This window comes from Klebsiella sp. X13 (assembly GCF_003323835.1).
GTDB classification, from domain to species: domain Bacteria; phylum Pseudomonadota; class Gammaproteobacteria; order Enterobacterales; family Enterobacteriaceae; genus Klebsiella; species Klebsiella ornithinolytica.
On sequence record NZ_CP030874.1, the window covers coordinates 2,867,059 to 2,890,554 of the forward strand.

The 23,496-nt window shown below is 56.0% G+C and carries 24 protein-coding genes; 8 read left to right on the forward strand and 16 right to left on the reverse strand.

What is annotated here, in order from left to right; translation table 11 throughout:
- Positions 1-5: 5 nt before the first annotated feature.
- The 3 genes from DSD31_RS13640 to DSD31_RS13650 form a co-directional block, all read right to left on the reverse strand.
- Positions 6-1,691 carry a ShlB/FhaC/HecB family hemolysin secretion/activation protein gene (locus DSD31_RS13640; protein WP_227538639.1) on the reverse strand — a complete coding sequence of 562 codons (1,686 nt, stop codon included), beginning with the start codon at positions 1,689-1,691 and terminating at the stop codon, positions 6-8.
- A gap of 275 nt (positions 1,692-1,966) precedes the next feature.
- Entirely contained in the window at positions 1,967-3,004 is a 1,038-nt protein-coding gene (locus DSD31_RS13645) for an NADP-dependent oxidoreductase (protein ID WP_004861590.1), read from the reverse strand.
- A gap of 65 nt (positions 3,005-3,069) precedes the next feature.
- Positions 3,070-3,645, reverse strand: coding sequence for a helix-turn-helix domain-containing protein (locus DSD31_RS13650; RefSeq protein WP_099001000.1), 576 nt, complete (start codon positions 3,643-3,645; stop codon positions 3,070-3,072).
- Positions 3,646-3,855: 210 nt separating this feature from the next.
- Here DSD31_RS13650 and DSD31_RS13655 point away from each other — a divergent pair, with 210 nt between their 5' ends.
- Positions 3,856-4,374 (forward strand): GNAT family N-acetyltransferase, encoded by a 519-nt coding sequence (locus tag DSD31_RS13655; protein WP_048024282.1) that lies wholly within the window; start codon positions 3,856-3,858, stop codon positions 4,372-4,374.
- A complete protein-coding gene (locus DSD31_RS13660; protein ID WP_015584414.1) occupies positions 4,371-4,820 on the forward strand; it encodes a DMT family transporter in 450 nt (149 codons plus the stop codon). The genes DSD31_RS13655 and DSD31_RS13660 overlap by 4 nt, the downstream gene beginning before the upstream one ends.
- A 9-nt stretch (positions 4,821-4,829) precedes the next feature.
- On the opposite strand, the gene DSD31_RS13665 is transcribed toward DSD31_RS13660, so the two are convergent.
- Positions 4,830-5,063 carry a YdcY family protein gene (locus tag DSD31_RS13665; RefSeq protein ID WP_004861582.1) on the reverse strand — a complete coding sequence of 78 codons (234 nt, stop codon included), beginning with the start codon at positions 5,061-5,063 and terminating at the stop codon, positions 4,830-4,832.
- Between the two features lie 16 nt (positions 5,064-5,079).
- A complete protein-coding gene (locus DSD31_RS13670) occupies positions 5,080-6,678 on the reverse strand; it encodes an ABC transporter substrate-binding protein (protein ID WP_064367543.1) in 1,599 nt (532 codons plus the stop codon).
- A gap of 262 nt (positions 6,679-6,940) precedes the next feature.
- On the opposite strand from DSD31_RS13670, the gene DSD31_RS13675 reads away from it, so the two are divergent.
- Positions 6,941-8,374, forward strand: coding sequence for an aldehyde dehydrogenase (locus DSD31_RS13675; protein WP_015584415.1), 1,434 nt, complete (start codon positions 6,941-6,943; stop codon positions 8,372-8,374).
- A gap of 249 nt (positions 8,375-8,623) precedes the next feature.
- Here DSD31_RS13675 and DSD31_RS13680 read toward each other — a convergent pair whose 3' ends face one another.
- Both DSD31_RS13680 and DSD31_RS13685 read right to left on the reverse strand, forming a co-directional pair.
- Positions 8,624-9,394: an alpha/beta fold hydrolase gene (locus DSD31_RS13680; protein WP_015584416.1), complete on the reverse strand. Its 771-nt coding sequence runs from the start codon at positions 9,392-9,394 to the stop codon at positions 8,624-8,626.
- Between the two features lie 71 nt (positions 9,395-9,465).
- Positions 9,466-9,639, reverse strand: a complete 174-nt coding sequence (locus DSD31_RS13685; RefSeq protein ID WP_004861568.1) for a GhoT/OrtT family toxin — start codon at positions 9,637-9,639, stop codon at positions 9,466-9,468.
- A gap of 190 nt (positions 9,640-9,829) precedes the next feature.
- Here DSD31_RS13685 and yncL point away from each other — a divergent pair, with 190 nt between their 5' ends.
- Complete coding sequence (gene yncL / locus DSD31_RS13690) at positions 9,830-9,922, forward strand: stress response membrane protein YncL (RefSeq protein ID WP_004861562.1); 93 nt, start codon at positions 9,830-9,832, stop codon at positions 9,920-9,922.
- Between the two features lie 52 nt (positions 9,923-9,974).
- Here yncL and DSD31_RS13695 read toward each other — a convergent pair whose 3' ends face one another.
- A complete protein-coding gene (locus DSD31_RS13695; RefSeq protein WP_032717568.1) occupies positions 9,975-10,217 on the reverse strand; it encodes a hypothetical protein in 243 nt (80 codons plus the stop codon).
- Between the two features lie 647 nt (positions 10,218-10,864).
- Between DSD31_RS13695 and DSD31_RS26200 the strand changes: the two genes are divergently transcribed.
- Positions 10,865-10,987, forward strand: a complete 123-nt coding sequence (locus DSD31_RS26200; protein ID WP_086816685.1) for a small membrane protein — start codon at positions 10,865-10,867, stop codon at positions 10,985-10,987.
- A 540-nt stretch (positions 10,988-11,527) separates the two neighbouring features.
- Here DSD31_RS26200 and DSD31_RS13700 read toward each other — a convergent pair.
- The gene (locus tag DSD31_RS13700; protein ID WP_004861555.1) at positions 11,528-11,701 is read right to left on the reverse strand and encodes a GnsA/GnsB family addiction module toxin; all 174 of its coding nucleotides are present in this window, start codon (positions 11,699-11,701) and stop codon (positions 11,528-11,530) included.
- Between the two features lie 125 nt (positions 11,702-11,826).
- Complete coding sequence (locus tag DSD31_RS13705; protein WP_227538640.1) at positions 11,827-12,213, reverse strand: hypothetical protein; 387 nt, start codon at positions 12,211-12,213, stop codon at positions 11,827-11,829.
- A gap of 296 nt (positions 12,214-12,509) precedes the next feature.
- Here DSD31_RS13705 and DSD31_RS13710 point away from each other — a divergent pair, with 296 nt between their 5' ends.
- Positions 12,510-12,905: a hypothetical protein gene (locus DSD31_RS13710; RefSeq protein WP_044346615.1), complete on the forward strand. Its 396-nt coding sequence runs from the start codon at positions 12,510-12,512 to the stop codon at positions 12,903-12,905.
- A 186-nt stretch (positions 12,906-13,091) separates the two neighbouring features.
- Here the strand turns inward: DSD31_RS13710 and patD are convergent, their stop codons facing one another.
- From patD to DSD31_RS13740, 6 genes are all read right to left on the reverse strand, one after another.
- Complete coding sequence (patD, locus tag DSD31_RS13715; RefSeq protein ID WP_113991109.1) at positions 13,092-14,516, reverse strand: aminobutyraldehyde dehydrogenase; 1,425 nt, start codon at positions 14,514-14,516, stop codon at positions 13,092-13,094.
- A 22-nt stretch (positions 14,517-14,538) separates the two neighbouring features.
- Positions 14,539-15,345, reverse strand: coding sequence for an ABC transporter permease (locus DSD31_RS13720; RefSeq protein ID WP_004861545.1), 807 nt, complete (start codon positions 15,343-15,345; stop codon positions 14,539-14,541).
- On the reverse strand, positions 15,335-16,264 hold the full coding sequence (locus DSD31_RS13725) for an ABC transporter permease (RefSeq protein WP_004861543.1): 930 nt from the start codon (positions 16,262-16,264) through the stop codon (positions 15,335-15,337). The genes DSD31_RS13720 and DSD31_RS13725 overlap by 11 nt, the downstream gene beginning before the upstream one ends.
- A gap of 1 nt (position 16,265) precedes the next feature.
- Positions 16,266-17,279 (reverse strand): ABC transporter ATP-binding protein, encoded by a 1,014-nt coding sequence (locus DSD31_RS13730; RefSeq protein WP_004861541.1) that lies wholly within the window; start codon positions 17,277-17,279, stop codon positions 16,266-16,268.
- A gap of 17 nt (positions 17,280-17,296) precedes the next feature.
- The gene (ydcS, locus tag DSD31_RS13735) at positions 17,297-18,442 is read right to left on the reverse strand and encodes a putative ABC transporter substrate-binding protein YdcS (RefSeq protein ID WP_004861538.1); all 1,146 of its coding nucleotides are present in this window, start codon (positions 18,440-18,442) and stop codon (positions 17,297-17,299) included.
- Between the two features lie 306 nt (positions 18,443-18,748).
- Entirely contained in the window at positions 18,749-20,161 is a 1,413-nt protein-coding gene (locus DSD31_RS13740) for an aminotransferase-like domain-containing protein (RefSeq protein ID WP_004861535.1), read from the reverse strand.
- 330 nt (positions 20,162-20,491) lie between these two features.
- Here DSD31_RS13740 and DSD31_RS13745 point away from each other — a divergent pair, with 330 nt between their 5' ends.
- Positions 20,492-21,967 (forward strand): MFS transporter, encoded by a 1,476-nt coding sequence (locus DSD31_RS13745; protein ID WP_004861530.1) that lies wholly within the window; start codon positions 20,492-20,494, stop codon positions 21,965-21,967.
- Positions 21,964-23,493 (forward strand): FGGY family carbohydrate kinase, encoded by a 1,530-nt coding sequence (locus DSD31_RS13750; protein WP_113991110.1) that lies wholly within the window; start codon positions 21,964-21,966, stop codon positions 23,491-23,493. The genes DSD31_RS13745 and DSD31_RS13750 overlap by 4 nt, the downstream gene beginning before the upstream one ends.
- Positions 23,494-23,496: the final 3 nt, after the last annotated feature.

A 23,496-nucleotide genomic window follows, 5' to 3' on the forward strand; every position in this document is an offset into this window, starting at 1 on the left:
GGCAGTTAAAGTGAAACGGTGGCCTGCCAGTAAACCACCTGTTTATCGGGGTTAAGTCGGTCGGGATACGATAGCGGCATGGCAAAGGTCAAAGACTGGCTGAGCCAGCGGCCTGCCAGCTCCAGTCCGAGGGAGGTCCCCGTCAGCGTGCCGCCATCGGTTATCCCTTTCTGGCTCACCACATGCCCGGTATCCAGCGCCCCCGTGGCTGACAACGTGCCGACGCCAGGAATGGTCATCCATTGCCATGTCAGTTCATTGCGCCAGTAGCCGCCGCGGTTGCCGCTGAGATACTGTTCTTTAAATCCTCTGACCGAGTACTGCCCGCCAACGGACAGCTGCTCGCTGGCGTAAAGGCGATCGGGCGTGGTTTGTCCGTATGCGGACGTCAGCCAGTACAAAGAGGGCGTGAGGGGATAAAACCAGCTGGCGCTCAGGCTAAAACGGCGGAATTCACTGCGCGGTAGCTCAGGATGAGCGGGGTCGTCGCGGGTAGCTCCGGCGAGGCTCAGGCCATGTGAAAGCGACGGGCCGACCGTCAGGTAGCCATTACCGAGAGTACGACTGTAGCTGAGCCCGGCTATTACGCTGGTCAGCGTTGGACTGCTGACGCCGAGACGTACGTCTCCCAGGCGATTCTCAGTTTCCCGGCGAGAAAAGGCCATATCCAGCGCCATCCGCTGTTTCCCGTCACGCCAAAGCGTTCGGCTAACCGCCAGACGCTGGGTCTGGACGGTCCCGTCGTACCGCCAGCGAGAGCTCGAATCGCCAACGGATAACGTTTGATAAAAATCGGACCAGCCATATTGCGCGCTGAACAGCCAGTATCCGTAAGGAACTGAGACTCCGGCCTGAAGGTTACGGCTGCGGCGGTCGTGGTGAAACTCGCTGTCCCTGCCTGCAGATAGCATCCATTGATCCGCCAGGCTGAGCGGATTATCTACGGTCAGCTGGGCATTCATCTGTCTGCTGCCGGTACTTTTTTGCCCGCTATTATCAGCCCCTAAGCTCAGGCTCACCGGCAAATGATGGTCAGTCGTGATCAGATCTACCCGGGAAAATCCCTCTCTATTCCCGGGAAGAACATCTATGGTCAGGGCCCTGGAACGCAGGCGATTAAGCTGGTCAAGTCCCTGCTCAAGGTCCCGCAGATTCAGAATCCGACCTTCGGCCTGCGGGAACGCCATTCTGAGGGCATTATCCTGGCTGCCGGCAAGAGTGATGCTTTCCACTTTTCCTTCAGTAACTTCAATCAGTAGAAGCCCACCAGAAATATCCTGTTCCGGCAGCCAGGCGTGGGAGGTAATGAAACCGCGGGAGAGATAGGCCTGAGTGATATCGCGGACGCGCAGCTGAATTTCCTGCAGGGACAAACATCCTTTTGCCGGCGCTGATGTCAGCGTCTTCTGCGCATCGCGAGGTAGAGCCGTGCTGCCCAGCAGGCGGATTTGCTTAATAGCAAAACATGGACCTTTTTCAACCGACAAACTCTTATCCGGGGAAAGCTGTATGGACGTGCTGTTTCGGAGCGCCTCTCGCTGCTGCTGAGTATGGTCCAGCAGAGCCTTCTGCTGTTGCTCAATAGCGCTCTGGTCGGCCGGACTCAAAGGGGCCGCAAACAGAGTAAAAGGCATGAGTAACGGTGCAACAAAAAACCAAAGACGGCGAGCGGCAGGCAATAATGTCAGCATCAAAAACTCCATTTTTTGAAATGTTGCGACATTAAATGTAATATTTTGTAATTAAATGTCCATTAAAAATTCAATATTGTGCATCCGTACTCATCTGAAAAAACAGGCATGGCGCGTTACGGTTAGCCACTGAAGTAACGTATTCACGGTCGCGGAAGAAAGGTAAGGCAGGATATTTAACAAAGAGGTGAGTTAAGGAAAAACCCGGATGGGGCGCGCCATTTCTGGTGCCTGGCCGATCCTCGCCCCGGCGCTCTGCCGCCGGGGCATAAGACCTATTCGTCGGGTGAAACCCGGACCACGACTTTGCCGAAGTTTTCGCCCTTCAGCAGACCAATCAGCGCATTGGGCGCACGCTCCAGGCCATCAACAAGCTGCTCGCGGTACTTGATTTTGCCTTCCCGTACCCAGCGCCCCATCTCCTCCTGGAACTCGGCAATACGATGCCCGTAGTCCTGACCGATAATAAAGCCCTGCATCCGGATCCGTTTTTTCAGCAGCGTCGCCATCAATAGCGGCAGACGATCCGGCCCCTCCGGCAGTCCGGTCGCATTATACCCGCTGACCAGGCCGCACACCGGTACCCGCGCCGAGGTATTGAGTAGCGGCAGCACGGCATCAAACACCTTGCCGCCGACGTTTTCATAGTAAACGTCAATGCCCTGCGGGCAGGCCTGCGCCAGCTGTTCGGCAAAATCCGGCGCGCGATGATCGAGGCAGACGTCAAAGCCCAGCGTCTCGACCGCGTAGCGGCATTTCTCACTGCCCCCGGCAATCCCTACCGTACGGCAGCCTTTTAGCTTCGCGATCTGGCCGACCGTACCGCCAACCGGCCCGGTGGCCGCGGCCACCACCAGCGTTTCTCCCGCCTTCGGCTGACCGATATCCAGCAGCCCCATATAGGCCGTAAAACCAGGCATCCCAAGGATGCCGAGCGCCCATGAGGGGTGTTGCGGATGTTCACCCAGCTTCACCAGCCCGTTGCCATCGGAGAGTTCAAAATCCTGCCAGCCGCCGGAGCTCAGCACCCACTCTCCCGGTGTAAAGTCAGCGTGGTCAGACGCTTCAACGCGACTCACCGTTCCACCGACCATCACGGCGCCGATGGCAACCGGCGGCGAGTAGGACGGCGCATCGCTCATGCGCCCGCGCATGTAGGGATCTAACGAGAGATAAACCGTGCGCAGAAGCACCTGCCCGGGACCCGGCGTCGGGGCCTCGCTCTCTTCCAGACGGAAATTATCCCCTGTCGGCTCGCCGTGCGGGCGAGAAGCCAGCACCCAGCGGCGGTGACGTTGCGGATGAAAAGCCATAGCAAACTCCTCTTGTTTAGGACCTGTACTGAGGCTAGTCGCAATTGCCGCCGCGCACATTGGCATTATGAGGCAGATTGATTTAATCGCACGACCAGATAGGTGCAGGATGTGCTGGATTCATTGATAAAACGGCAGTCGTTAGGCGGCCCCAGTTCGAGACAATCGCCGGCTCGCATCTCATGCCGGGTCGTGCCCTCGACAAAAACCAGCTCCCCCTGTTGCAGCCAGATCAGCTGACGCGCCAGCGCGTAGGAGGCTGCGGGCATCGGTACATCGCTACCCGCCGGCAGCTCCACCTGCACCAGATCGATAGGCAGATCGCTGCGCGGCGAAACGTGACGCCGTAAATAGTGGCTTTGCGGATCGCGCCATACCGGCTGCTGGGCAAAGCGCAGCAGTTTACCTTCCTGCATCTCCGCTCGGGCAATCAGCGTCGACATACTAATGCCAAAAGCGCCGGACAGCCGCCCCAGCATCGATGCAGTCGGACTACTCTCGCCGCGTTCGATCTTGTGGATCATGGCACGTGAGGCGCCGGCGCGCTCGGCCAGTTCGCTGAGCGACCAGCCGCGAGATTCGCGCTCGATGCGGATACGTGCGCTAATGCGCTGATTCATATTGTCTTCAATAGTATTCATAGCGTAGTACTATAGTGTATGAATTAATCTCAAACAAGGCGACCTCAGGCAAAACCCGCGTCGTCTCGTCTGGCCACCTCACCCCCGATATACCTGCACGCAGACGACAGGCCATGATAAATTTCTTGCTAAAACAGATGACAGCGTCGCGTACATTATTGTAATAATACCGTACTACTATAGTGTACGGATATTGAGTTGAGGTTTACTATGACCATTCGTTATGCCTGCAAAGAAGATTGCGCGGCGATTGCCGAAATTTACAACCACGCGGTGCTGCACACTGCCGCCATCTGGAATGACAAAACCGTCGATACCGATAATCGCATCGCCTGGTTTGAAGCGCGTCAGCTGGCAGGCTATCCGGTCCTGGTGAGCGAAGAAAACGGCGTCGTGAGCGGCTATTCTTCGTTTGGCGACTGGCGCGCATTTGACGGCTTTCGCCATACCGTCGAACATTCGGTCTACGTCCACCCCGATCATCAGGGTAAAGGATTAGGCCGCAGCCTGCTGGTGGCGCTGATTAAGGAGGCCCGTCGCCTGAACAAACATGTCATGGTGGCCGGTATCGAAGCGCAAAACCAGGCCTCTTTGCATCTGCACGAAACGCTCGGGTTTGTGACCACCGGACAGATGCCGCAGGTCGGCACAAAATTTGGCCGCTGGCTGGATCTGACCTTTATGCAGCTCCAGCTCGACGATCGTCGCGATCCGGACGCCAGCGCATGAACGCTTCGCTGACCCTCGCCTGTCTGATTGCCGCCGGCGTCGGACTGGTCGTGCAAAATACGCTGATGGTGCGTATTACGCAGTCCGCCTCCACAATACTCATTGCGATGCTGCTGAACTCGCTGGTGGGGATTGTGATTTTCGTTACCATCCTGCTCCTGCGCCACGGTGCTGCGGGCTTTCAGGAGCTGGCGCTCAGCATAAAATGGTGGACGCTCATTCCAGGATTGCTGGGATCGTTTTTTGTCTTCGCCAGCATCAGTGGCTATCAGAACGTTGGTGCCGCCACGACGATTGCGGTGCTGATTGCCAGCCAGCTGGTGGGGGGACTCGTGATAGATATCATTCGCGCGCACGGCGTGCCGTGGCGGGCGTTGCTGGGGCCGCTGTGCGGCGCGGTTATGCTGGTGGCAGGCGCCTGGCTGGTAGCCAGACGCCAGTTTTAGCGCGCAATATCAGAGAATGGCGCCGCCTTTATTCAACTGCTCGCGGCGCGTTTCCTGCTCTTCATGCTGCTGACGGCCGTGGTGGGCAATCGTGGTGCGTAAACGCTGCTGCTGGGTATAGCGTTCGTCGCGGCTCAGCTCAGCATCATCGCTCAGCGCCACCAGCAGTTCATTCATGTGAGTAATCACCCCTTCGGCGATCGCCGCATCGACGCGGGCGATAACGTCATCCAGATGTGCCATATGTGCTCCTTTCGGCTTAGTTCAATTTGACCTTCGAAAAATCGCTCCCCATCAGGCTCACGCTATACCCGCTAACGTTGCTGCGCGTGGCGTAGTAGGTTTTCCCGGTCGCCAGGGTGATCCATGGCGCCTGCTGATAAAAGATCTCTTGCGCCTGACCATACAGCGCAGCGCGTTGCTGCGGATCGCTGACCAGGATCGCTTTTTTGACCAGCGCGTCATACGACTTATCGCACCAGCGGGCAACGTTGGAACCGGTCTTGATATTATCACAGCTCAGCAATGTCCCGGCAAAGTTGTCCGGGTCGCCATTGTCCGACATCCAGCCAAACAGGGCGCTGTCGTGTTCGCCTTTGCGCATGCCGGAGAGATATTCCCCCCACTCATACGTGACGATTTTGGCTTTGATGCCCACTTTGCTCCAGTCGTTCTGAATCATTTCGGCAATGCGGCGCGAATTGGGGTTGTAGGGGCGCTGTACCGGCATCGACCACAAGGTCACCTCCGCCCCTTTTTCCAGCCCGGCCTGCTTCAGCAGCGCTTTCGCCTTTTGCGGATCGTAGTCGTAATCCGGCAGATCTTTCTTATAACCGAGCATATTCGCCGGCAGCGGAGATTTGGCTACCACGCCCGAATCCATAAATACCGCTTTGACGATTGCCTGTTTGTCGGTGGCGTAGTTCAGCGCCTGACGTACCAGCACGTTATCAAACGGTTTTTTCTCGGTATTAAACGCCAGATAGCCGACGTTCAACGCTTCAACAGCCTGCAGCGCCAGATCTTTATTGCCCTTGATCGCGGCGAACTGTACCGGCGACGGCGCCGGGATAATCTGACATTCGTTGGTTTGCAGCTTCGCCAGGCGAGTCTCGACATTCGGGGTGATGGAGAAGATCAGATGTTTTGTCGGCACCTCGCCTTCCCAATAATGCGGGTTAGCAATGTAGCGGATAAGCGAATCGACTTTATACTGCTGAAGCGCATACGGGCCGGTCCCGACAGGCCAGGTATCAACATACTCCGGCGTGCCTTTCTTCATCATGGCATCGGCGTATTCCGCGGAGAGTATTGAGGCAAAATCCATTCCCCAGTCGGCAAGGAAGGCAGCATTCGGCTCGCTCAGTACGAACTGGACATGATAATCATCGACCTTTTTCACCTCTTTAATCAGCTTATCCAGCCCGACATCATGAAAATATTCATAGTTGCCCTGCGAAACGTTATGGTACGGATGTTTCGCATCCTGTTGACGCAGGACGGAGAACAGAACGTCATCGGCGTTAAAATCGCGGCTCGGGGTAAAGTACTTATTGCTGTTGAACTTCACTCCTTTACGCAGGGTAAAGGTCCAGGTCTTGCCATCTGGCGATACCGTCCACGCGGTGGCCAATGAAGGGATCGGTGTGTTTTTAAGCGGATCAAAGGTGATCAGGCGGTTATACAGCACCTGCGAGCTGGCCACAAACGAGGGGCCGGAGCTGGCAATCTGCGGGTTAAATGATTCCGGCGATGCTTCGGAGCAATAGATCAGCGTATCGTTACCGGCCGCCCACGCGGCGCCAGCCGGCAACCAGGCGCTTAACGCCAGCGCAATTAACGTTTTCCCTGTAGACATGGTTATAAACCTTATCAATTTGTTATAAGTGCTCTAATAACAGCACAGCGGCATGCAACCGGCAAATAATCAATCGGTATCAGGTTATGCTGAAAGCGCTGTTTTCGCCGATTTATTCTCCAGTCCGGGCCAACCTGCTGAAGTTGTGAACTGCCTATAAAACCAGAAAAAAAACGTGCGATAACCGCCCTGCCTGTCCCATGCGCTCCCGTCGCCCGATACACTCGGAAAACCGCAGAACACAACCCAACGAGGTTTTCCCATGACAATTACCTGCAACTTATATACCGATGGCCAGTGGCATGATGCTGAAGACCAGGCCACTTTTACCCGCACCAATCCGCTCAGCGAACAGCCGGCTTCCACCGCATCGGCTGCGAGCCTGGCCGACGCCCGGCGCAGCGTCGAGGCCGCCGCTGCCGCCTTCCCGCAATGGCGCGACACGGCCCCCGCCGAGCGTCGCCGCCTGCTGCTGGAGGCGGCGGAGCAAATGCAGCAACGTGAGGCAAAATTCATCGCCGCAATGTCGGCTGAGACGGGCGCGACGGCGCACTGGGCGGGTTTTAACGTTCATCTCGCCGCCGACATTTTGCGGGAAGCCGCCGCCCTCACCACCCAGATTGAAGGGCAGATTATTCCGTCGAATGTACCGGGCAATCTGGCTATGGCCGTCCGTCAGGGGGCTGGAGTGGTACTGGGGATGGCGCCGTGGAATGCGCCGCTGATCCTCGCCACGCGCGCGATTGCAACACCGTTAGCCTGCGGGAATACGGTGATCCTCAAAGGAGCCGAGATGTCGCCCGCCAGTCAGGCGCTGATTATTGATGCCCTGGCTGCGGCGGGATTACCGGACGGTGTCGTGAACTATCTCACCTGCGCGCCGGAAGATGCGCCCGCGCTGGTGGAGTCGCTTATCGCCCATCCGGCAGTACGCCGCGTTAACTTTACCGGCTCTACGCCGGTCGGACGCATTATCGCCCGCACCTGCGGACAGTACCTGAAACCGGCAGTGCTTGAACTGGGCGGCAAAGCGCCGCTGCTGGTCCTCGATGATGCCGATCTCGAACAAGCGGCGGCCGGTGCCCTCTTTGGCTCATTCGCTAACGCCGGACAGATCTGTATGTCGACCGAGCGCATTATCGTCGACGAATCGATCGCCGATGCCTTTATCGCCCTGCTCAGCCGCCGCGCGGCAACGTTGCCCGCAGGGCTGATGGGGCCGGTTGTCGATATGAAGACCGTTACACGCTGCAATGCGCTGATTGACGACGCGCTGGCAAAAGGGGCCCGGCTTTTAACCGGTGGTAAAGCCGACACAACCCAGATGCGCGCCACGTTGCTTGATGGGGTGACCCGCAGCATGCGGATATGGCAGGAGGAGTCCTTTGGCCCGGTAAAAGCCATTATCCGGGTGCAGGATGAGCAGGAGGCGCTGACGGTAGCCAACGAAAGTGAATACGGACTCTCCTCGGCGGTATACAGTCGCGACACCGCCCGGGCGTGGAATGTTGCCCAGAGATTGCAAACCGGCATTTGCCACATTAATGGCCCCACCGTGCACGATGAAGCGCAGATGCCGTTTGGCGGCTGCAAAGCTTCCGGCTACGGACGCTTTGGTGGCCGCGCAGGTGTTGCTGAGTTTACCGAACTGCGCTGGATAACGCTGCAGACCAGTCCGCGCGAACTGCCGTTTTAATCAGCGGATCTGCCGGTTGCCGATTCTCATCACCAGTTTAAAACAGCCCCATTGCGCTGCCGTTCCGGGGAGGGCTAACCGCGGAACGGTCGCAACGCCGTGACGACAGCGCGCCACAACGAAAGATGCTGATCTTTAACCAGCCAACCGGGCCGAGAAAGTTAGTCCCGCTACACGCCAGCGTCTTCGCAAGCCACGGCTGGCGGTTCCGTCCTCCGCGGTCGGGCAAACAAGTGATCACGGCGATATTTAGCCGTCCGCCTGCGTACCCCCGAAGAATTGCGCCATGCAATCGGCCAGGGCAACGGGATTCTCCCAGGCCATAGAGTGGCCCGCATCCGGCACCACCAGCAGCGGAATACCGACGGCGACAACGTCGTCAGCTTCCTGAGCCGGGAGCGACAGCTCACCGTAAATCAGCGCCTTGCGGCAGGATAATTGCTGAAAGCGGGCGAACCAGGACGGCGACGCCCCGTCGACCAGGCTGCTGGCTCCTCGCCATACTGCCCAGGGGGCGCTGTTTTGCAGACACCCGCTCCAGGGAGACGTTTCCGCTGCCAGCAGATCGGCAAAGCCGCGGGCGACAAACTCGGCTTCCGGCTGGGCGACGATAGCCCGACTGTACATGCCGCCGCCGGCATAAAGATTAGGTTCGGAGACCAGCAGAGCCTGGACGCGACGGCCCAGAAGCTCCGCCGCTTCAATGGCAATACTGCCGCCCATGCTATGCCCGAACAGTGAGCAGCGGGTCAGCTGCAGACTGTCAAGCCACTCCACAACAACCCGCGCCTGTTCAGCGATACCGTAACCAAAAGAGCCGGGCTTGTCGCTATAGCCAAAGCCCGGCAGATCGATCAGCAGGGCCCGCCGGCCGGAAAAAGCCGGATCGGTCGCTACGCCGGGATAATCATAAGAGGATGCACAACCCAGCCCGTGAATAAAGACCACCGGGTCGCCGTGCCCTGGGAAATCAAACCAGCGCACGTTCGCGCCAGCGAATGAGGAAAAATAGCGCTTCATAAGGTTGCCTCGCCAACAGTTACTGTGTTTTTATACAGTAATATTGTGGCGGTTGCCATCGCTTTATGCTGTCAGAATAAAGAGACCAGCAGCGCCATCGGAAAGCTAAACGGCCAGGTGGCGCCGATCAACAGAGCGGCCAGCAGGCGAATCAAACGGCTCTCTTTTGTCAGAAACCAGCTAATGATTGCACAAATACATCCCATAACTGCATAAAAAACCAGCATTTTCTGGTATAAGGTCATTCTTCTTCCTTCCCTGATAAGCCCCATTATGATACGGAGATGCGTGGCAGCAGAAGTGCGACACAGTCCGCAAAATCACACAATGAATCGCACGCTTAATCAGCGGAAAACAACCAATTCATCCTTGTCTGATAGCACTTCCTTTCGCCTCGTACTATACCTGTAGAGGCTTACTCATAAAGGTGGCGTTATGGATGTTTCCAGCAAAACCGTAATTCTGATTAATGTCGGCGTAGCTTTCGCGCTTATCAGCCTGTTATCTGTTCGTTTTGGTTGGTTTTAGTGATTTTATTCAGCAAAGAAACCTAAAAAAGCAGCCTCTGCGGGCTGCTTTTTTACGCTTTAATCGCGACGGTTTTATCCGCGCGGGTCTGAGCCTGAAGCTCGGCATTAGCCTTCATATATTCAGGGTCATAGCCAGGCAGCAGATTAACTTTTTCATTATCCCACTCAGCCGCCGTACAGACGGATTCGCTGACCCCCTGCTGTTCACACAGGCTAATACGCCGGGCAGGTAAATTGCCATACAGAATTGCCGTGGCGCAGGCCACTGACAGAAAAAAAGCTATTTTTTTCAAAACAAGATCAACGTCGAAGTAACAAATTATGACAAATGTTCGCATGAGCCAGCCTGTAAAGTCAAACCTCAAGCATCCTTTTACCCCCAGGCCGCCGCGGCCAGACAGCGTTTCTTAGCATTTTTCTACACCATGTAGTGGAACAAAATGTCGCGGAACAAAAAGATGCCTCCGCGGATATCCCTTCATTCTCCCCCTTTCATCTCTGCAGGTTACTGGACAATATGAACAATTTGTCGTCATTTCCTCTATGAAAACAATCTGGTCAGGTGAAATTAAAAAGAAAATAACTGTCTGATACCTTACATGAGGTTCCGAAGAGTTCGATGAATAATAAAAATAGTGTATAAGAACAAACCTAAAAAACATCATAAATTATACGGTAAATTAATGATGGATAATAAAAAAACCTATAGGAAGTTGACTAAAAATGCGGAACAACTTAAACGCCAGCCCAAAAAACCAGCAAGAAAAAACACACCAATACATTGATTAATAACAAATAATTAAATCAACCCTGTCTTTTCAACAGTGACTGACAATGCACTTATCAGTAAATATCATTTGCGTTATCACCCTTTAGAAATTACATTTTAACTGCATATTTTGACCTTTTTTGTTTTTACTCATTTATTTTGGGGTGGTACATGTCTGGAATTATTGTGCTTATTGTGGCACTGCTATTGCTGGTAATTGCAGCGTATAATCTGGTCTCTTACATTCGCGACCGTCGTCAGTCTGGTTTACCGACCAAAAAATCAAAGCGATAGCACGACACGCGCGTGACAACATCGTGCGAATAGGCCACAAACGTTTTGCTCACTGCAACTTCATGCGCGATAAATAACACTATAGTTTATGCGGGAAATAGATCGTTCCGCCCTCTCTGCGCCCTTCTCTCACCTATTGTGCCGACGTTGTACACAGCAACAAAAAACCCCTGTATTCAGTACAGGGGTTTTATTGTGGATTGCCGCAGCAGCGGATATATCATCTGGATTCGCTCTCTGTCTCTCCACGCTGACAGGCAGGTTACGCGCCCCACCCGGCGCTTATCTCCGGCACTCATTGGCTTAGCTCTTGAAGGGGCATAAGAATATTCTCATATTTCGCTGTCTCTGTTTTAGCAATTACTGCCATTGTGACTATTAGCAAGCTAATGCACTCGATGAGTGACTATCCCGTCCGTTACAAGCTCGCGATCGCGCCATCAGCGTCACCCGGCCACCGCTTCATACTCACGGCCGACCTCTGAAGGTTGTGCCCGCAGCAGCGGGCATAAAAAAGGCCGCCCCGGCGACCTTTATCTTTCACATCAGCTTGATTCTGACGTCGTATCCGTCAAGACCCGACATGGTTTCATGAGCAACAAACTCAATTTCAGAGACTTCTTGCCCCGTTTTCTTGCGCAGTTCTGCAATCTTTTTGCTAATCAGCGCCGAGATCTCTTCTTCAGCTTTACGAGTCAGCTCTTCGCTTTTCATTGGTCAACTCTCCTTGAATTTCACGATGTCGTATAGCGTAAGGGTTGTCCCGCGTTAGCCGAAAGCCAACCCTAATCCATTATAAACAATAGGTTATCTTCCTTGAAGCTGTTTTTTGCCATCGGTTATTTAGTGATATCAGGCCCTGTATCACAACGCCATTTTTTAAGCATAGTACGCCCATCCTGCAGAGGAAAGGAGATGGTGGCGACGCCATTTTTGCGGTTGAAGAGAACTTCGGATTGGTCCAGGTCTTTGGCATAGATGGTTCCTTCCGCATCGCTAAAATTGTCGGCGCCATAAGCTCTTACATACCAGCCATCTATCTCGATCGATGCAAATTGCTGCCATGTCGTGTCAATTCGCCGCAGCCACCCCGCTGAAAAGCTGCCGATGGCCGGACTATCACCCAGGATTATGTTTTGATCCACCAACATGCAGTTGAGTCGCCTTTTTTCCGTGTATTCAGCATTGTCCGCGCCTGCGCCTGATGAAAGGATTGGCATAGCCATCACTATGGTCGCGAGTAAAATGCGGTACGCAATATATTTATCTGACACAACCTGTATAAATTAAATTATAAACTGAAAACATAGCATAAAAACAGAATAAATAACCATTCGAATGCTATTACACTCTGCCAGCGCCCTACAGAACGACAATGTTTTGCGATAAACAGGGAAACTGATAACCATTTCCCGGCTTTGCTAATGTATTTGCATGTGAAAACAGGCAATATTTAGCATTAGATTGGCGGCCAGTATTTCATCGGCCCCCTTCAGATTGTCACGACAAGGAACAATGAATAATGGCGCGGACCTATTTTCTCGGTTGCCTCCTGCTTCTGGCCGCTTCATCCGCCGATGCGGGATGCTGGGTTATTGAAAACTTGCGGGGTTCTGGCGCCCATGAGTACGATCAATATGCCATTAAAAACGATGGTTTCGCGGGAAAAGTGTTTGTGGTGAACATTGATAAAAAATCCCCTTCCGTCACCGACAGCATCATGAATTACACCGTGGTAAGTCCAACGGCCATGACGGGAACCTATGCCACGGATCTGGGGCTGACTATCCAGACATGGCAAATTTCCACCGATGAGACAAAAGCGCTAATGACGCTTAACAGAACCAACAAAAATAACGTCTTACAGGATGCCGTCGCATCTTTTATCGGCGATGTTAAAGCCAGATGTGATCATTAATCTCTTCTCTTGCTGCGCTCCATAGACAGTTCAGTTAGCCATAGCGCGACGACAATCTCCGAATGGCACCTTCGCAGTTCACGGTTCAGCGTTTTATCTCCCTATCGCGCGGCGGCAGTAAAAAAACCGCCCGCAGGCGGCTTTTTATCTCTATGCCGGCAACAGGCACCCGGCTTCTGTCGGCACTTAGTGTTTTATCATCACATGACGCACGACGGTGTAGTCTTCCAGACCATACATCGACATATCCTTCCCATAGCCGGAGAGTTTCTGTCCGCCGTGCGGCATCTCGCTGACCAGCATAAAGTGGGTATTAACCCAGGTACAGCCGTACTGCAGACGCGCGCTCAGACGATGAGCCCTGCCCACATCGCGGGTCCATACCGACGAAGCCAGGCCGTATTGGGAATCATTGGCCCATGCCAGCACCTGATCTTCATCGCTGAACGAGGTCACGCTGACCACCGGACCAAACACCTCACGTTGAACAATATCATCATCTTGCCTGGCGCCCGCCAGCAGCGTCGGTTGATAGAAATATCCCTTGCCAGTCGCCGGGCTTCCTCCGGTCACCACCTGGATATGCGGTAATGCGCGGGCAGCTTCAACGGCTGCGCTGACCCGCTCCAGATGCGCCTGCGAGCTCAGCGGCCCCAGTTCAGTAGCAGGGTCGTCCGGCTGGCCAATTTTCAGCGTAGCCACGGCCGCGCCCAGTTTCTCCACCAGCCGATCGTAGATACCCTGCTGGGCATAAATACGACAGGCTGCGGTACAATCCTGGCCAGCATTATAAAAACCGAAGGTCCTCACCCCCTCCACGACCGCATCGATGTCCGCATCGTCAAACACGATCACCGGCGCTTTGCCGCCCAGTTCCATGTGCGTGCGTTTTATCGACGAGGCCGTATGGCCGATAATATGGGCGCCGGTGGCAATCGAGCCGGTGAGCGACACCATGCGCACCTTCGAATGGCCGGTCAGCGGATCGCCCACGGTTTTACCACGACCAAACAGCACGTTCAGCACGCCGGCAGGGAGAATCTCTCTGGCCAGCTCAGCCAGCTTCAGCGCCGTCAGCGGCGTAATCTCTGACGGTTTGATGACCACGCAGTTGCCGGCTGCCAGCGCCGGCGCCAGCTTCCACGCCGCCATCATTAACGGATAGTTCCACGGTGCGATAGAGGCCACCACGCCAACCGGATCCCGGCGAATCATCGAGGTATGCCCCTCCAGATATTCCCCCGCCGCCATACCCGGCAGACAGCGCGCCGCGCCGGCAAAGAAGCGGAACACATCGGCGACGGCGGGCAGCTCGTCGTTCATCACGCAGTGCAGCGGTTTGCCGCAGTTTAAGGATTCCAGCTTCGCCAGCGCCTCCGCGTGATCGGTAATCGCCTCCGCCAGCTTTAACAGAGAGTCCGCGCGAGTTTTCGGCGTCGTCTGGCTCCAGCTGACAAAGGCCCGATCCGCTGCCTCAACCGCCGAGTTGACCTGGTCCTCCGTGGCTTCTGCAATCTCCAGAATGACCTCACCATTAGCAGGATTGAATACTGGCACCATTTCGCCTTCACCCGCCACTAACTCACCGTTAATCAAAAGGTTATGTTGCATAGCATTATCCTGTAGAAATGAATTATTTACTGTTTTCAGCACTCATGTCGCTATCACGGGTAAGCCACCAGGCCCCCAAAATGGGTATCGTCGTCACCAGCATCACCAGCAGCGCGACCACGTTAGTTACCGGTACATCGCGCGGGCGCCCCAGCTGATTCAACAACCACAGCGGTAAGGTACGCTCATGCCCGGCGGTAAACGTGGTGACGATAATTTCATCAAACGATAAAGCGAACGCCAGCATTCCCCCCGCCAGCAGCGCCGATCCCAGATTCGGCAGCACCACATAGCGAAAGGTCTGCCAGCCCGTGGCGCCTAAATCCATTGATGCCTCCACCAGACTCCACGATGTCCGGCGAAAACGGGCGATGACATTGTTGAACACCACCACCACGCAAAACGTGGCATGCCCCACGACGATAGTGAGCAGGCCAGGTTCCAGATTGACCTCCTTAAAGGCCGTCAGCAGCGCAAGTCCGGTGATAATCCCCGGCAGCGCGATCGGCAACAGCAGCAGTAACGACACCGCGTTTTTGCCAAAAAACGTACTGCGCCATAATGCGCCTGCAGCCAACGTGCCAAGTACCAGCGCAATCGCCGTCGACATTGCGGCGATTTTAAGTGACAACGTCACGGCCTCGATAATATCGCTGCGCCCTGCCGCCTCGCTGAACCAGCGCAGCGTCAGCCCTTGAGGCGGAAAGCTAAAGGCAGCATCTTCGGTATTGAAAGCATACAGCGCGATAATCAGCAGCGGAAAATGGAGGAAAACCACCCCGCCCCAGGTGGCGACTTTGAGGAACAGCGGTGCCCGTTCAGAGTGCATCGAACGCTCCCAGGCGCTTCACGAACGCCAGATAAAGGGCAATCAGCACAATCGGTACCAGGGTAAATGCGGCCGCCATCGGCATGTTGCCGATGGCCCCCTGCTGGGAATAGACCATATTGCCAATAAAGAAGCCGGGCGGCCCCACCAGCTGCGGAACGATAAAGTCCCCCAGCGTCAGGGAGAAAGTAAAAATCGACCCGGCGGCAATGCCGGGGATCGCCAGCGGCAGCACCACGTGGCGGAAGGTCTGCCGCGGGCGGGCGCCAAGATCGGCGGAAGCCTGTAGCAGCGAAGGCGGCAAGCGTTCCAGCGCCGCCTGTACCGGCAGGATCATAAACGGCAGCCAGATATAGACAAACACCAGAAAACGGCCGAGGCCTGAGGTCGACAGCGTATTTCCGCCGACCGCCGGAATCGTCAGCACCAGGTTTAACACCCCCTCCAGCCCAAGATGCCCGAGAAACCATTGCGCCACGCCATCTTTCGCCAGCAGTAACGTCCAGGCGTAGGCCTTCACGATATAGCTCGCCCACATCGGCAGCATGACGGCAATATAGAAGAATGCTTTCATTTTGCCGCGGGTATAGCGAGCCATATACCACGACATCGGCAAAGCCAGCACCGCGCTGGCTATCGTCACCGACAGCGCCATCACCAGCGTGCGGACAATGATGTCGTAGTTCGCCGGATTAAACAGCGCTTTGAGGTTGGCGAGCGTCAGATCCGTGGTGACCGACATGGTGAAATCATCAAAGGTGTAGACGCTTTGCCACAGTAAAGTCAGCAGCGACCCCAGATAGACAATGCCGAACCACATTAACGGCCCCAGCAGGAGCAAGAACAGGCCGAGCGATGGCCTGCGCCAGAAGAGTGCGGACAGACGCCCGGACGGTGCGCGCGGAATGACCATCGTCATCTCAGCCCCCTTGTTCCAAAGGCACCATCGCCGAACGTGACCACGAAGCCAGCACCGTTTGTCCGGTCTGCGGTGCGCTGGATGCCATACCGCCATCGCTGTTCGCCAGGCTGACCAGCAGCTTGTCGCCATTCGCCAGCTTCAGTTCGATACGCGTTGCCGCTCCCTGGTACTGAACCGCCTGCACCACGCCCTGCACCTGAACTTCTCCGCCGCTGTTCAGGCGAATATGTTCCGGCCGCAGTGACCAGACCCCGCGCATCCCGCACAGGCGGGCGGCAAGATCGCTATCAAATACGTTCGCGGTACCGACGAAACCAGCGACAAACGCGGTTTTAGGACGCAGATAGAGGTCGTGCGGGGCATCAACCTGCTCGATACGCCCGTTATTAAAGACCGCCACCCGATCGGACATCGACAGCGCTTCGCCCTGATCGTGGGTGACGAAGATAAAGGTGATCCCCAGCGTCTGCTGGAGTTTTTTCAGTTCGACCTGCATCTGCTCCCGCAGCTTTAAGTCCAGCGCGCCGAGCGGCTCATCAAGCAGCAGCACCCGCGGTTCATTCACCAGCGCACGGGCAATCGCCACCCGCTGCCGCTGTCCGCCGGAGAGCTGTGACGGTTTACGCGTGTACACAAACCCGAGGGCCACCTTTTCCAGCGCCTCCTGCGCGCGAAAGTGGCGCTCCTTTTTGCCGATACCTTTGACCATCAGCCCGTAGGCAACGTTATCGAGGATCGACATATGCGGAAACAGCGCATAGTCCTGAAAGACGGTATTCACGTCACGCTGCCACGGCGGCAGCTCACTGGCCTTGTGACCGTAAATGGAAATCGCCCCGCCGGAGAGCTGCTCAAATCCGGCGATCAGCCGCAGGCAGGTGGTTTTGCCGGAGCCGGACGGCCCCAGCATGGAGAAAAACTCGCCATCACGGATCCCCATGTTGACGCCGTCCACCGCGCGAACGTCACCATAGAAACGTGAAACGTTGTGAAACTCTACCGCGTACGTCATGTTCCGCCTCCGGCCGATTACCGGCCGCCCATAATCGCGATATAGTCCTGCGTCCAGCGGCTGTAAGGCACGTATTTACCCCCTTCGGCCACCGGCGTTTTCCAGAATGCAATTTTAGAGAACTCGTTGTAGCCATTGGTTTCGCAACCTTTGTCACCCAGTAGCGCACTCGCCTTACAGCCTTGCGGAACCACCGGCAACGAGCCAAACCACGCCGCCACGTCGCCCTGTACCTTCGGCGTCAGCGACCAGTTCATCCATTTATAGGCGCACACCGGGTGTCTGGCGTCGCTATGTAACATCGTGGTATCCGCCCAGCCGGTCACCCCCTCTTTCGGGAAGACGGTGGCCACCGGCTGGCCGTCGGCTTTTAAGCCGTTGGCCTGGTATGGCCAGGCGCTCGAGGCCACCACGCCTTCATTTTTGAAGTCGCTCATCTGAACGGTGGTGTCATGCCAGTAGCGGTGGATTAACCCATGCTGAGCGCGCAACACCTTCAGCACCGCCTGGTACTGTGCTTCGGTCAGCTGGTAGGGATCGGTAATGCCCAGCTGCGGCTGGGTTGCTTTCACGAACAGCGCCGCATCGGCAATATAGATAGGTCCGTCGTAGGCCTGAACGCGCCCTTGATTACTTTTACCATCGGAGAGTTTTTGCTCCACAAAGACCACGTTCCAGCTGTCTGGCGGCGTCGGGAATATTTTCGTGTTGTACATCAGCAGGTTTGGCCCCCACTGGTACGGGGTGCCGTAAACTTTACCGCCGACGTTAAACCAGGCGCCTTTTTCAACGCGCGGGTCGAGGCTAGACCAGTTGGTAATCAGGGCCGTATTAATGGGCTGCACCCGCTTGCCCATAATTAAGCGCAGAGAGGCGTCACCCGAAGCGGTGACCAGATCGTACCCTCCTTTCGCCATCAGGCTGACCATCTCATCGGACGTGGCGGCCGTTTTCACATTCACCTGACATCCGCTCTCTTTTTCAAACTGGGTGACCCAGTCATAATTTTTATCCGTCTGGCCACGCTCGATATAGCCCGGCCAGGCGATAATATCGAGTCGGCCTTCTCCTTTATCCAGCGAAGCGGGCGGCTCAGCGGCCTGCGCAGTCAGGATCGCCATCCCCAGCGCATAGAGGCTGCCACGGGCAATTTTTTTGCTCATCGGGTGTTACTCCTGTCACAATAAAATTAGCGGCAGCCGTGCCGTAAAAATATCTCCCTTTTTAACCATAGACGGCGCACTTACGGCCCCTGGAGAAATTTATTCAGGTTGTGACAAGGGGCGCATTCCACAAAAATCGATGAAGACCTGGCAACAATATGGATTATAGACAAGGAGTTAGAGGCAGGATACGGCTATGCGTATTTCCTATGACCACGGCCGGTAAAATATTAGCCGGCCGGGTTTGATAATAATATTTAGTTATTTCAGCAGCGGCTGTTTAGCGGTATATAAAAAATCAGTTCTTTAGCTCAGCTGCTCGCGAATAAGTTCGCCGAGTCGTTTAACTCCTTGCTCTTCTCTTTCTCCCCAGCCCCACGCGGTATTAAAACGGAAAAAAGAGGTCCAGCTGGCGGTGGTAGAGAACATTTTCCCGGGGGCAATACTGATATTATCGCGCAATGCCCTGGCGCTCAGCTCACCGGCATCGGCCCCTTCCGGCAGTTCAAGCCACAAAAAGTAGCCGCTGTCGCTGTGATGGATTTTCACCTCGGCGGGCAGATGGCGCAGCAGCGCCTGCCAGGCCTGCTGTTTGCGCTCGGCAAGCTGGCGGCGCAGGCGGCGGAGATGGGCGTCATAGCGCCGGGTAGAGAGGTAATCGACCAGCGCCATCTGCATCGGCGAACTGGTGGAGAGCGTGCTCATTAATTGCAGCTGCTGAATACGTCGGGCATGTTTACCGGCCGCCACCCAGCCGATCCGAAAACCGGGCACCAGGCATTTTGAGAACGAACTGCAGTGCAGCGTCATCTCCTGCCGGTCCCAGAATTTGGCGGGGAGCGGTTTTTCGCGGCCAAAATAGAGTTCACTGTAGACATCGTCTTCAATCAGCACCACGTTATAGCGGGCCAGCAGATCCACCAGCTGCGCCTTTTTCGCCGCACTCAGGGTAAAGCCGAGCGGGTTTTGCCCGTTGGTCATCAGCCAGCAGGCCTTGACCGGGTAACTCTGCAACGCCTGCTCCAGCGCGGCTAAATCAATCCCCTCTTTGACATCCGTCGCCACCGACAGCGCTTTCAGCCGCAGCCTTTCCAGCGCCTGCAGCGCGCCGTAAAAACAGGGGTTTTCCACCACCACCCAGTCGCCAGGCTCCGTCACCGCCTGCAGGCTGAGATTCAGCGCCTCCAGGGCACCGGCGGTAATCACGATTTCATCCGGCGAAATGTTCATCCCCTGCAGCGCGTAGCGCCGGGCAATCGCGTGACGCAGCTCATCATTGCCCGGCGGCAGATTCTCAATGACGCTCATGGCGGTCGCAGTTTTGCTCACCTGCGCCAACGAGCGATTAAGCTGCTGGAGCGGAAACAGCCGCGGGTCGGGAAATGCCGAGGCAAAGGGCAGCATCGAAGCCCGGCGGCTGGCCTGCAGCACCTCAAAAATGTAGGTGTTGATATCGACCGATTCATCACGGGTCACCTGCGCAGGCGGTGGCGGCTGGCGTAGTCTGACCGGTTTTGGCGCTACGTAGTAGCCGGACTGCGGGCGGGCAATAATCCGGCCCTGGCTTTCCAGCAGCTGGTAGGCGTGGCTGACGGTCATAAAACTCATCCCGCTGCTGACCACCTGTTCGCGTAACGAAGGCAACCGATCGCCGGGTTGCCAGACGCCGAGCGCAATCTGTTCGGTCAACTGCTGCGCAAGCTGCTGATACTTTTTCATGAGGAGTCTCGCGGTTCAGGTTTGCGCCTATAGTATATCAGCCATGAAAAAATAGCCGTTTATAAAAACTGTTATAGCTCAGCCCGCGCCGACTTCCGCTGCCGACGCTATCGGCGCGGACGATTTTTTTAGATCTAATGATTAACAAATGAGTTACATGTCACAAATTGCGCGTAAAGCTTTCCCGGCACTTTGACACCCGCCGTTCAGCGCTCTAGAGTTCAGCCTACAGATTTTAGATTAGAGACTATCTGTCATTCATTAAGATGGTCTCTCATTGCCTTTCCTGTATGTAGCGGCCTTCTTTCGAGTATTGCAAAGGGGACCGCTATGTCTGTTCATAAAAATACAAGCAAAAAAAATATTCGCGGCATTGACGATATTATTCAGTTTATCGATGCGCAGCCGAATATTGCGGGTAAAGCCGGCATTATCTGGTGGCTGGCACTCGGTGGATTATTTTTAGACGCCTTCTCTAATTCAGCATTAAGCGCCGGGCTCAATCCGATGACCCGGGATTTACAGCTAAGCGCTACGGACGTGGCGATGCTGACCTCTTTTTCTTCATGGATTGCCATTATTTTTAATCCAGTCGGCGGCTGGATCGCCGACCGCTGGGGGCGGGTCACGCCGCTGATTGCGGCAAAAATATGCGCCGTTCTCGGCGCCCTTCTCGTCACTTTCTCTCCTGATTTCAATTTGATACTTACCGGCCGATTCTTTGTGGGCATCGCCTACGGCATGGATTTTGCGGTGGCGATGGCGCTGCTCGCGGAGTTTACCCCGGCGCGCTTTAAAAGCCGGCTCAACACCTGGCAAGGGGTCTGGTATGTCGCCGTCTGCTTAAATCTGGTGCTGGCGTTGTTATTTTATTCATGGCAGGTCGGCGATACTATCTGGCGCTATTCGGTGGCCGCAACGGCGCTCTGTGGAATAATTATTTTACTGCTGCAAATACGTTATCTGGTTGAAAGTCCGGTGTGGTTAGCGCGTAAATCGCGCCTGGCTGACGCGGTCAAAGCGATGCAAAAAATATATGGCGATCGTTTTATTCTCGCCCCCGCCAGCGAACAAAAACCGATAATTGGCCAGGCGCAAAAAGGGATTAAAAACGTTGTGCTTATTTTTCGCGGCGTCTATTTACCGCGGACAATTCTGGCATCAACAGTGCAGATCTGTCAGTCGATTCAATATTTCGGCGTGGGCTGGTATCTCCCGGTCATCAGCGCCAGTCTGTTCGGTAAAAACTTTGTCTACGCAACGCTTGGTTCACTATTTTTTAACATATTCGGCATTGTCGGCGGTTTTCTGTCACCGTCGATCGGTCGTCGTCTCGGTCTGCGCCGCTCCTCCGCTATCGGCTTCGCCATCGCTTTTCTGGTGCTGCTCACTCTCGGTTTGTTCAGCGACCGCATGCCGCTGTGGGCGTCGCTGATGGTACCGGCTCTGTTTATCCTGTTTCATTCCGGCGGTCCAGGCGCCAACGGTAAGAGTCTCTCTTCTCTCTCCTTTCGCAGCGAATTACGCGCCGGCGCCAACGGCATCGTCGGTGCGTTGGGGGCGATTGGCGCCGCCATCGGTTTGTTTGTCTTCCCCATCTTTCGTGAAATGTACGGATTACAGTCGACCTTTTTGATCATGTCGGCCGTCCCGCTTTTCGCCAGCATCGTCTGCTTCGTTATCTCCTGGGATCCGACGCGCACTGCGATCCAGCCGGATAACGAACCTGGCGCGCCGCAATTTACCCCACTCTCCCGTTCCCCCCTGCAGCCTGTCGCGCAGGAAACCGGCCGAGGCACAAAATGAATTCACCACAAAACGTTATTCTGTCCATTGATGAAGGTACCTCCGGCACCCGCGCGGCGGTCGTCGGCCAGGACGGACAGGTTCACTGTCTGGAATATCACCCGCTTCGGGTCGTCAGCCCCCGTCACGGCGTGGTGGAACAAGATGCCAACGAGATTCTGACTATGACGCTGGCGGTATGTCGCAAGACCATCGCCGAAGCGCAAAGCCGCAACATGCACATTCAGGCACTGGCTATCGCCACCCAGCGATCCACCGCCGTACTCTGGGATCGCCAGAGCGGCCAGGCGCTGGTGCCGGCGATGGTCTGGCAGGATGCTCGCTACGCCCGGACACTGGCGGATAAAGCCGGCGAATGGGACCGACCGCTGCTGAATCACACCGGTCGTCCGGTGGGGATTCGCTCCCCTTACCTGTGGGCCGCCCGCCATATTGCCGAGACCCCGGCGATCGCAGCGGCGCACCGGGCCGGACGCCTGATGTTTGGGACCATCGATAGCTGGCTGCTCTGGCATCTCACCGAGGAGCGGCGCTGCCTGTCCACGCCGACCAATGCCACCTCGGCCGGTGCCTATCAGCTGCGGGATCACCGTTACTACGCCCCGTGGCTGGCGGAACTGGCTTTCCCGAGCGGTCTGTTACCGACCCTGGTCGATGATGGTGAGATGCTCGGCACCTCGCGAAAATCGGTGCTCGGCATCGCCGTGCCGGTACTGGCCTGCATGGGCGATCAGTTTGCCGGCGCCGTCGGGCTGGGCTGCATCGCCCGCGGTCAATCCTTGTGTATGCACGGCACCGGCAGTTTTGTCGATCTGCTGGTTGGCGACCGGCTCCCGACACTGCACGAGGCCGGTGAAAGCACGCTGGTGATGACCGCCAGGCGCCAGCACGGTAAAGCCCACTATTCCGTCGAAACCTTCGTCCCCACCAGCGGATCCGCCCTTAACTGGGTGTGTGAAAATCTGGGCTGGTTCGACACGCCGGAGCAGATCAGCGACCTGGCAGCGCAAACCGCCAGCGCTGGCGGCGTAAGCTTTATTCCGGCGCTAACCGGGCTTCGCGTTCCGGTGCTGCAACCGCAGGCCCGCGCCTCGCTAAACGGGATTTCCATCTCCACCACCCGCGCGCAGATAGCCCGGGCGATTCTCGAAGGCATCGCCCATTCGGTAGCCGCCTGCATTCGCGCCAACGAACAGGCCACCGGCCTCAGCGTCAGTGAGCTGGTGGTGGGCGGCGGAATGTCCAACAGCGACATCCTGATGCAAATCCAGGCCGATCTGAGCGGCATTCCGGTTCTCAGAATGGCCGAAACGGCGCGCGCCAGCCTGCGAGGAGCCGCGTTTCTCGCCGGATCCGGCGGTCTGCTATGGGACTCATTACACGAGGCCTGTCAGACCGTGCAGGTCGCCCGTCGATTTATGCCATCCATCGATAGTGAATGCCGTCGGCAGCAGCGAACCCTCTGGGAGAGCCGCATCACCCAGGAGCTGGCCACGGCCGCCACCTCATCCCACAATCAGGAGTAAAGG

Excerpts from the sequence above, each read along its gene's own strand:
- DSD31_RS13730 (WP_004861541.1), bottom strand. The coding sequence starts at position 17,279 with ATGACGTACGCGGTAGAGTTTCACAACGTTTCACGTTTCTATGGTGAC.
- DSD31_RS13660 (WP_015584414.1), top strand. The coding sequence starts at position 4,371 with ATGAACGCTTCGCTGACCCTCGCCTGTCTGATTGCCGCCGGCGTCGGA.
- patD (WP_113991109.1), bottom strand. The coding sequence starts at position 14,516 with ATGCAACATAACCTTTTGATTAACGGTGAGTTAGTGGCGGGTGAAGGC.
- DSD31_RS13645 (WP_004861590.1), bottom strand. The coding sequence starts at position 3,004 with ATGGCTTTTCATCCGCAACGTCACCGCCGCTGGGTGCTGGCTTCTCGC.
- DSD31_RS13710 (WP_044346615.1), top strand. The coding sequence starts at position 12,510 with ATGGCGCGGACCTATTTTCTCGGTTGCCTCCTGCTTCTGGCCGCTTCA.
- DSD31_RS13745 (WP_004861530.1), top strand. The coding sequence starts at position 20,492 with ATGTCTGTTCATAAAAATACAAGCAAAAAAAATATTCGCGGCATTGAC.
- DSD31_RS13655 (WP_048024282.1), top strand. The coding sequence starts at position 3,856 with ATGACCATTCGTTATGCCTGCAAAGAAGATTGCGCGGCGATTGCCGAA.
- DSD31_RS13740 (WP_004861535.1), bottom strand. The coding sequence starts at position 20,161 with ATGAAAAAGTATCAGCAGCTTGCGCAGCAGTTGACCGAACAGATTGCG.
- DSD31_RS13670 (WP_064367543.1), bottom strand. The coding sequence starts at position 6,678 with ATGTCTACAGGGAAAACGTTAATTGCGCTGGCGTTAAGCGCCTGGTTG.
- ydcS (WP_004861538.1), bottom strand. The coding sequence starts at position 18,442 with ATGAGCAAAAAAATTGCCCGTGGCAGCCTCTATGCGCTGGGGATGGCG.
- DSD31_RS13640 (WP_227538639.1), bottom strand. The coding sequence starts at position 1,691 with ATGCTGACATTATTGCCTGCCGCTCGCCGTCTTTGGTTTTTTGTTGCA.
- DSD31_RS13675 (WP_015584415.1), top strand. The coding sequence starts at position 6,941 with ATGACAATTACCTGCAACTTATATACCGATGGCCAGTGGCATGATGCT.
- DSD31_RS13700 (WP_004861555.1), bottom strand. The coding sequence starts at position 11,701 with ATGAAAAGCGAAGAGCTGACTCGTAAAGCTGAAGAAGAGATCTCGGCG.
- DSD31_RS13725 (WP_004861543.1), bottom strand. The coding sequence starts at position 16,264 with ATGACGATGGTCATTCCGCGCGCACCGTCCGGGCGTCTGTCCGCACTC.
- DSD31_RS13665 (WP_004861582.1), bottom strand. The coding sequence starts at position 5,063 with ATGGCACATCTGGATGACGTTATCGCCCGCGTCGATGCGGCGATCGCC.
- DSD31_RS13680 (WP_015584416.1), bottom strand. The coding sequence starts at position 9,394 with ATGAAGCGCTATTTTTCCTCATTCGCTGGCGCGAACGTGCGCTGGTTT.
- DSD31_RS13685 (WP_004861568.1), bottom strand. The coding sequence starts at position 9,639 with ATGACCTTATACCAGAAAATGCTGGTTTTTTATGCAGTTATGGGATGT.
- DSD31_RS13750 (WP_113991110.1), top strand. The coding sequence starts at position 21,964 with ATGAATTCACCACAAAACGTTATTCTGTCCATTGATGAAGGTACCTCC.
- DSD31_RS26200 (WP_086816685.1), top strand. The coding sequence starts at position 10,865 with ATGTCTGGAATTATTGTGCTTATTGTGGCACTGCTATTGCTGGTAATT.
- DSD31_RS13650 (WP_099001000.1), bottom strand. The coding sequence starts at position 3,645 with ATGAATACTATTGAAGACAATATGAATCAGCGCATTAGCGCACGTATC.
- DSD31_RS13720 (WP_004861545.1), bottom strand. The coding sequence starts at position 15,345 with ATGCACTCTGAACGGGCACCGCTGTTCCTCAAAGTCGCCACCTGGGGC.
- DSD31_RS13705 (WP_227538640.1), bottom strand. The coding sequence starts at position 12,213 with ATGGCTATGCCAATCCTTTCATCAGGCGCAGGCGCGGACAATGCTGAA.
- yncL (WP_004861562.1), top strand. The coding sequence starts at position 9,830 with ATGGATGTTTCCAGCAAAACCGTAATTCTGATTAATGTCGGCGTAGCT.